Annotated in this window: 7 protein-coding genes; all 7 read left to right on the forward strand. The window is 66.5% G+C overall.

What is annotated here, in order from left to right:
- Positions 1-177: 177 nt before the first annotated feature.
- The 7 genes from ndk (at position 178) to der (ending at position 6,809) form a co-directional block, all read left to right on the forward strand.
- Positions 178-603 (forward strand): nucleoside-diphosphate kinase, encoded by a 426-nt coding sequence (gene ndk, locus O0K41_RS21685; protein WP_005409295.1) that lies wholly within the window; start codon positions 178-180, stop codon positions 601-603.
- A gap of 10 nt (positions 604-613) precedes the next feature.
- Entirely contained in the window at positions 614-1,819 is a 1,206-nt protein-coding gene (gene rlmN, locus O0K41_RS21690; protein ID WP_005409296.1) for a 23S rRNA (adenine(2503)-C(2))-methyltransferase RlmN, read from the forward strand.
- Positions 1,806-2,591, forward strand: a complete 786-nt coding sequence (locus O0K41_RS21695) for a tetratricopeptide repeat protein (RefSeq protein WP_005409297.1) — start codon at positions 1,806-1,808, stop codon at positions 2,589-2,591. Before rlmN ends, O0K41_RS21695 begins: the two co-directional genes overlap by 14 nt.
- Before the next feature lie 18 nt (positions 2,592-2,609).
- Positions 2,610-3,482 carry a RodZ domain-containing protein gene (locus O0K41_RS21700; protein ID WP_005409298.1) on the forward strand — a complete coding sequence of 291 codons (873 nt, stop codon included), beginning with the start codon at positions 2,610-2,612 and terminating at the stop codon, positions 3,480-3,482.
- A gap of 65 nt (positions 3,483-3,547) precedes the next feature.
- Complete coding sequence (locus O0K41_RS21705; protein WP_005409299.1) at positions 3,548-4,186, forward strand: tetratricopeptide repeat protein; 639 nt, start codon at positions 3,548-3,550, stop codon at positions 4,184-4,186.
- Positions 4,186-5,394 (forward strand): outer membrane protein assembly factor BamB, encoded by a 1,209-nt coding sequence (gene bamB, locus O0K41_RS21710; protein WP_005409300.1) that lies wholly within the window; start codon positions 4,186-4,188, stop codon positions 5,392-5,394. Before O0K41_RS21705 ends, bamB begins: the two co-directional genes overlap by 1 nt.
- Before the next feature lie 17 nt (positions 5,395-5,411).
- Positions 5,412-6,809 (forward strand): ribosome biogenesis GTPase Der, encoded by a 1,398-nt coding sequence (der, locus tag O0K41_RS21715; RefSeq protein ID WP_012479950.1) that lies wholly within the window; start codon positions 5,412-5,414, stop codon positions 6,807-6,809.
- Positions 6,810-6,881: the final 72 nt, after the last annotated feature.

The following is a 6,881-nucleotide window of genomic DNA, read 5'->3' on the forward strand; positions in this document are numbered from 1 at the left end:
GCCGGCAGCCCCGAGGTTGAATGGCGCCCAATGCCGGCCAGCGGCCGGCACTACCACCCCGCCGCTTTATCTTTTACAATTCGCCTACGTTTATCAGGCTAAGCCCGCGTCCCGACGCGGGTTTTTTTCATGTTACCCTTCGGGCCATCAGCGGCCCGATTCCATTGGAGACATCCCATGGCGCTGGAGCGCACCCTTTCGATCATCAAGCCGGACGCCGTTGCCAAGAACGTCATCGGCGAAATCTACGCCCGCTTCGAGAAGGCTGGCCTGAAGGTCGTGGCCGCCAAGTACAAGCAGCTGTCGCGTCGTGAAGCCGAAGGCTTCTACGCCGTGCACCGCGAGCGTCCGTTCTTCAACGCGCTGGTCGAGTTCATGATCTCCGGCCCGGTGATGATCCAGGCCCTGGAAGGCGAGAACGCCGTCCTGGCCCACCGCGACCTGCTGGGCGCCACCAACCCGAAGGAAGCCGCGCCGGGCACCATCCGCGCCGACTTCGCCGAATCCATCGATGCCAACGCCGCCCACGGCTCGGACTCGGTCGAGAATGCCGCGATTGAAATCGCCTACTTCTTCGCCGCCACCGAAGTCGTTTCGCGCTGAGAGTAATGCCGTGAACGAGGTCGTACAGTCCCCCGCCATCCAGCCGCTGCCGAAGTCGGCACCCACGGCTGGCAAGCAGAACCTGCTCGACCTCGATCGCGCGGGCCTGGAGAAGTTCTTCGTCGAGGTTCTCGGCGAAAAGAAGTTCCGTGCCCATCAGGTGATGAAGTGGATCCACCATCGCTACGTCACCGACTTCGATGAAATGACCGACCTCGGCAAGGTCCTGCGCGCCAAGCTGCAGGCCCACGCCGAGGTGCTGGTTCCCAACATCGTGTTCGACAAGCCCTCCGCCGACGGCACCCACAAGTGGCTGCTGGCGATGGGCGTGGATGGCAAGAACGCCATCGAGACCGTGTACATCCCGGACAAGACCCGCGGCACGCTGTGCGTGTCCTCGCAGGTCGGTTGCGGCCTGAACTGCACGTTCTGCTCCACTGCTACCCAGGGCTTCAACCGCAACCTGACCACCGCCGAGATCATCGGCCAGGTGTGGGTTGCCGCGCGCCACCTGGGCAACGTGCCGCACCAGATGCGCCGCCTCACCAACGTGGTGATGATGGGCATGGGCGAGCCGCTGATGAATTTCGACAACGTCGTGCGCGCCATGAGCGTGATGCGCGACGACTTGGGCTACGGCCTGGCCAACAAGCGCGTGACCCTGTCGACCTCCGGCCTGGTGCCGCAGATCGACCGTCTGTCTGCCGAAAGCGACGTGTCGCTGGCGGTGTCGCTGCATGCGCCGAACGACGCGCTGCGCGAGACCCTGGTGCCGCTCAACAAGAAGTACCCGATCGCCGAACTGATGGCCTCGTGCGCACGCTACCTGCGCGCCAACAAGCGCCGCGAATCGGTCACCTTCGAATACACCCTGATGAAGGGCATCAACGACAAGCCCGAGCATGCCCGCGAGCTGGCACGCCTGATGCGCCAGTTTGACAACGCGGTGCAGGCCAAGGATTCGGGCAAGGTCAATCTGATCCCCTTCAACCCGTTCCCGGGTACCCGCTACGAGCGTTCGGAAGAGGCGCACATCCGCGCCTTCCAGAAGATCCTGCTCGACAGCAACGTGCTGACCATGGTCCGCCGTACCCGTGGCGACGACATCGACGCCGCCTGTGGCCAGCTCAAGGGCCAGGTGATGGACCGCACCCGCCGCCAGGCGGAGTTCAACAAGACGCTGCAGGCGGGGAAGGGGAGCGATGCCGCGGCCTGACCGCCTCTGGCTGGTTCTGCTCGCAGGCACGCTGGCCCTCGCGGTCGGCGGCTGCAAATCCCATCCCAAGGCCAAGCTTGGCCCGAGCGAGGCGCCGGTCTACTCCGTCCGTGATCCGGAAGGGGTGCGACAGCAGGTGCGCTGGCAGGAGTTGCTGACCCTGGCCGGCCGCGACATCCAGGGCGGCAATCTCGATGCTGCCGAGCGCAAGGCGCGCGAAGCCCAGAAGCTGGTGCCGACGGCCCCCGACGGCCTGGTCCTGCTTGCGGGCATCGACGAGCGTCGCGGTCGCAGCCAGCAGGCCGGGGAGAACTTCCGCAAGGCTGCCGAGCTGGCGCCGCAACGTGGCGACGTGCTCAACAACTATGGTGCCTGGCTGTGCCAGCAGGGCCAGGCGGCCGAATCGCTGGTGTGGTTCGATCGTGCCCAGCGGGCGCCGGGCAATCCCGCCGTCGCCGAAGCGCAGTCCAATGCCGGCAGCTGTGCGCTGGATGCAGGCCAGTTCGAGCGTGCCGAGCGCGACCTGCGCGCGGCGCTGTCGGCGCTGCCGGGAAACCCGGTCGCGCTGGAGGCCATGGCCCAGCTCAGCTTCCGCCAGGGCCGCTACATGGAGGCCCGGGCCTTCGCCGAACGTAGGATTGCGGCTGCACCCGCAACGCGTTCCGTGTTACAACTTGCGTCTCAAATCGAAGCGCGGCTGGGTGATCGGGCGGCATCTGACCGCTATCTTCAGCGCATTCGACAGGAATTTCCGCAGGAAGCGGGCTCCTAACTCCAGGGTTGATGCATTGTGATTGATGACCAGACTGTGAGCGCTCTCGAGACTGCGGCCGGCTGCGGCACCCGCCTGCGCCAGGCCCGTGAAGCGGCCGGACTGACCCTTGAGGATGTCGGCTCGCGCCTGCGCATGCCGGTCCAGGTGGTCAGGTCGCTGGAGGAAGAGCAGTGGCAGAAGCTGGGCGCGCCCGTCTTCGTGCGCGGCCAGTTGCGCAGCTACGCGCGCCTGCTCGACGTCGATGTGAGCCAGCTGCTGGAGCAGGCCCAGGTGGGTCCTGTCGTGCCGCCCACCCTGGTCAGCCATACCCATACCCCGCGTGCGCGCCGCATTGCCGAGAATCTCGGCCGGCGCGTGCTGTACGTCGGCATCACCGCCGTGCTGGCCGTGCCGGTGTGGTTCGCCACCCGCGGCCATTTCGATGGCAGCGCCACGCCGTCGCCGAACACGGCCTCGCTGGACGCGATCCCGGCCGCTGTGCCGGTGGCCCCGTCCGCTGCGGGTGTCGAGCCGGCAGCCCCGGCTGAAGTCGCGAGTGCCCCGGCCAGCAAGCCGGCCGCAACCCCGTATGTCGCTTCGCTGTCCCCGGTGCCGCGTTCGGCACCCGCTGCGCCCGCAGCCGCCAATACGCTGGAGATGCAGTTCAGCGGCGACAGCTGGGTCGATATCGGTGGTCCGGACGGCGCCACGGTCGAAAAGGCGCTGATCAAGTCCGGCGAGAGCCGCAGCTTCACGCCGGGCCAGGTGACCCGGGTGACCCTGGGCAACGCCTCGGCGGTCCAGGTTCAGCAGAACGGCGCTATCGTCGATCTGACCCCCTACCAGCGAGCCAACGTGGCACGCTTTCAGGTATCCTCTGAAGGCTCCGTAGTCCCGGTTTCGCACTGAGGCGCGGTTTCACCACCTTCGATTAAACCCAATGGTCCCTCCCGATGGGCGGGGCGAGAGTACGCATGGCGATCGACGATCTGCTCGACGAGCACGAACAAAGTGAACGCGTCCGCAGCTGGCTGCGGAAGAATGGCGCCAGCATCCTCGGTGGCGTAGCCATCGCGATCGGTGCCATTGCCGGCTGGCAGTGGTACCAGAAGGATCAGGGCGGCAAGCTGGCCTCGGCCAACGTGGAATACCAGAAGGCCCTGGTCGGTCTTCAGCAGAACAAGCTCGACGACGCTGCCAAGGCAGTGAAGGCGCTCGAAGCGGGCCCGTCCAGCATCTATGGCGACCTCGCGGCGCTGCAGCTGGCCAAGGCCCAGGTCGACGCCGGCAAGAACGAAGAAGCGCTGGCCACCCTGCGCGCCGTGAAGGTCGAAAGCGACCTGCAGCGCGTGGTCGACCAGCGTGTGGCCCGCCTGCTGGTGGCCACCGGCAAGAGCGACGAGGCGATCAAGCTGCTGGGCAGCGCCACCGACAGCAGCAGCCTGGAAATCCATGGCGATGCGCTGATGGCGCAGGGCAAGCGCGATGACGCCCGCGCACAGTACGAGAAGGCGCTGAAGTCGCTGGACGTGGCAGCGCCGCAGCGGCGCCTGCTGGAAACCAAGGTTATGGATGCCGGCGGCACGGTCGCCGCCCCTGCGGAGTCGGTTTGATGAGTCAGAAGGTCATGATCACCCGCGTCGCCACCGTGCTCCTGATGGGCATGGCCCTGACCGGCTGCAGCACCATGAAGGGCTGGTTCGCCGGCAAGGACGCGGCAGCGAAGAAGGCCCAGGAGCCGGCTGAGCTGGTCAAGTTCGAGCCGAGCGTCAAGGTCAACAAGGCCTGGTCGGTCAACCTCGGCAAGGGCGAGCGCCGCATCGGCGTGCGCCAGGGCCCGGCCGTTGCCAATGGCCACGTGTTCGCTGCGGCGATCACCGGCGGCGTGCACGCCATCGACCTGCAGACCGGCAAGAAGGTCTGGACCTGGGAGCCGCAGAAGGAAAAGAAGAAGCCGAAGCTGCGCCTGTCCGGCGGCCCGGGTGTCGGTGAGAACCTGGTCGTGATCGGCACGCTCGATGGCCAGGTCATCGCCCTGGACATCAATGACGGCAGCGAGAAGTGGCGCGCCCGTGTTCCGGGTGAGGTCATTGCCGCGCCGGCCGTGGCCCAGGGCCTGGTGTTCGTGCGCAGCAACGACGGCCGCGTCACCGCGTTCGATGCCGGCAACGGCACGCAGAAGTGGTTCAACCCGAGCGAACTGCCGGCGCTGACCGTGCGCGGCAACGCGCCGGTGGTCACCGGTCCGGGCGTGTTGTTCATCGGCAAGGACGAAGGCGCGGTTGCCGCGCTGGCCATGCAGGATGGGCGTACCCTGTGGGAACAGAACCTTGGCAACGGCGAAGGCCGTACCGAGCTGGACCGCATGGCCGATGTCGACGGTGCCCCGGTGCTGGAGGGCAACACCCTCTTCGTGAGCAGCTTCAAGAACCAGACCATGGCCATCGAAGGCCCGACCGGTCGCCCGCTGTGGGCGCGCGACCATGGCGGTGCAGGTGGCGTGGCGGTGTCGTCGGGTAATGTGTTCGTCACCGACAACAAGGGTGGCGTGTTCGGCCTGGACAAGGCGACCGGCGCTGCCATGTGGTCGCAGACCGAGCTGGCGCGTCGTTCGCTGACCGGCCCGGCGCTGCACGGTGATTACGTGGTCGTCGGCGACTACAAGGGATACGTGCACTGGTTGAAGACCTCCGATGGTGCGATGGCGGCACGGGCGAAGAGCGGCGGTGACGCCCTGCTGGCCCAGCCGGTCGTCGTCGACGGGGTGCTGCTGGTGCAGAACGTGGATGGCAAGCTGACCGCCTTCCGGTTGGCAAATTAAAAATTGGAGTAATCGCGATGCTGCCTTTGGTCGCCCTGGTTGGACGGCCGAATGTCGGCAAGTCGACTATTTTCAATGCGCTTACGCGCACCCGCGACGCGCTGGTCCATGACCAGCCCGGCGTCACCCGTGACCGCAACTACGGCGTCTGCCGCCTCGACGAGGACAACCATTTCCTCGTCGTGGATACCGGCGGTATTGCCGGGGAAGACGAAGGCCTGGCGGGTGCCACCACGCGCCAGGCCCGGGCTGCGGCGGCCGAAGCCGATCTGATCCTGTTCGTCGTCGACGCCCGCGAGGGCACCTCGGCGCTGGACGACGAGATCCTGGCCTGGCTGCGCAAGCTGTCGCGCCCGACGCTGCTGCTGATCAACAAGATCGACGGCACCGACGAGGACAGCGTGCGTTCGGAATTCGCCCGTTACGGCTTCGGCGAGATGCTGACCGTCTCGGCCGCGCATCGCCAGGGCCTGGACGACCTGCTGGACGAAGTGATCCAGCGCCTGCCGGAAGAAGGCAGCGGCGAAGAACTGGACAACGATCCGAACCGTATCCGCATCGCCTTCGTCGGACGTCCGAACGTGGGCAAGTCGACCCTGGTCAACCGCATCCTCGGCGAGGAGCGCATGATCGCCTCCGACGTGCCGGGCACCACCCGCGACTCGATCGCGGTGGACCTGGAGCGCGACGGCCGTGAGTACCGCCTGATCGACACCGCCGGCCTGCGCCGCCGTTCGCGCGTGGACGAGGTCGTCGAGAAGTTCTCGGTGGTCAAGACCATGCAGTCGATCGAGCAGTGCCAGGTCGCCGTGCTGATGCTGGACGCCACCGAAGGCGTGACCGACCAGGACGCCACCGTGCTCGGTGCCGTGCTCGACGCCGGCCGCGCGCTGGTGATCGCCATCAACAAGTGGGATGGCCTGACCGAGTACCAGCGCGAACAGGCTGAAACCATGCTGTCGCTGAAGCTGGGCTTCGTGCCGTGGGCCGAATCGGTGCGCATTTCGGCCAAGCACGGCTCGGGCCTGCGCGAGCTGTTCCGTGCGGTGCACCGCGCGCACGAATCGGCGAACAAGACCTTCACCACCAGCGAAGTGAACAAGGCGCTGGAAGTGGCGTACGAGACCAATCCGCCGCCGACCATCCGCGGCCACGTCTCCAAGCTGCGCTACGTGCACCCGGCCGGCGCAAACCCGCCGACCTTCATCGTGCACGGCACGCGCCTGAAGGAACTGCAGGAGTCGTACAAGCGCTACCTAGAGAACTTCTTCCGCAAGCGCTTCAAGCTGATCGGTACGCCGGTGAGCTTCATCTTCCGCGAGGGCACCAACCCGTACGAGGGCAAGAAGAACGTCCTCACCGAGCGGCAGGTCAAGGCCAAGCGGCGCTTGATGAAGCACGTCAAGGGCAAGTGATTCACGGGAAGGCGGCCGCAGGGCCGCCTTTCTTGTCTGTGGTTGTTGGGGGGGGGGGGGGGGGGGGGGGGG

The organism is Stenotrophomonas sp. Sm2128 (genome assembly GCF_030985535.1).
GTDB lineage: Bacteria > Pseudomonadota > Gammaproteobacteria > Xanthomonadales > Xanthomonadaceae > Stenotrophomonas > Stenotrophomonas maltophilia.